The 824-nt window shown below is 65.3% G+C and carries 1 protein-coding gene; it reads left to right on the top strand.

What is annotated here, in order from left to right; translation table 11 throughout:
- Positions 1 to 5 precede the first annotated feature (5 nt).
- Positions 6 to 824 carry a carbohydrate ABC transporter permease gene (locus KUM44_RS35055; RefSeq protein ID WP_254390576.1) on the top strand — a complete coding sequence of 273 codons (819 nt, stop codon included), beginning with the start codon at positions 6 to 8 and terminating at the stop codon, positions 822 to 824.

Raw genomic sequence — 824 nt, 5'->3', positions numbered from 1 at the left:
TGGCCCTGTGCTGTCTGGGGGTCCTCGGACCGCTGTGGATCGTGGTCGTCACCAGCCTCTCCCCGAAGCCGGTGATCGACCGGGTCGGTGGCCTGGTCGTGATCCCCCAGGGCATCACCTTCGTCAACTACACCGAACTGCTCAGCGGCGGCCAGGTCAGCCGGGCGATCATGGTCTCGGTCGGGGTCACACTCGTCGGCACGCTGTTCTCCATGGCGGTGTCGGTGCTCGCGGCCTACGGCCTGTCCAGGCCGGGGAGTCTGGGGCACCGGTTCTTCCTGATGACCATGATGGCGACGATGTTCTTCGGCGCCGGGCTCATCCCGACGTACCTTCTGGTGCAGTCGCTGGGGCTGACCGACACCTATCTGTCGCTGATCCTGCCCAGCGCGGTCAGTGTCTTCAACATCCTGGTGCTGCGGGCCTTCTTCATGGGGATCTCGCCCGAACTCACCGAGTCCGCACGGATCGACGGGGCCGGTGACCTGCGGATCCTGCTGACCATCATCCTGCCGCTGTCCCGGGCGGTGCTGGCCGTCATCTCCCTGTTCTACGCGGTCGGGTACTGGAGCGCCTGGTTCAACGCCTCCATCTACCTCACCGATCAGCAGATGATGCCGCTACAGAACGTGCTCATCCAGCTGGTGCAGAAGAACACCGAGGCACCGACCGGCCTCCAGCAGGCGGTCCGCACCGGTCAACTCTCCGCACTCGGACTCCAGATGGCCGTCATGGTCCTCGCACTGATCCCCGTCGCGGTTGCCTCCCCCTTCGTCCAGCGCCACTTCAAGAAGGGCATGCTCACCGGCGCCATCAAGGGCTGA

The organism is Streptomyces sp. AC550_RSS872 (assembly GCF_019049285.1).
GTDB lineage: Bacteria > Actinomycetota > Actinomycetes > Streptomycetales > Streptomycetaceae > Streptomyces.
Note: the sequence above shows the minus strand (reverse complement) of the source record. Positions and strands in the feature narration are given on the sequence as shown.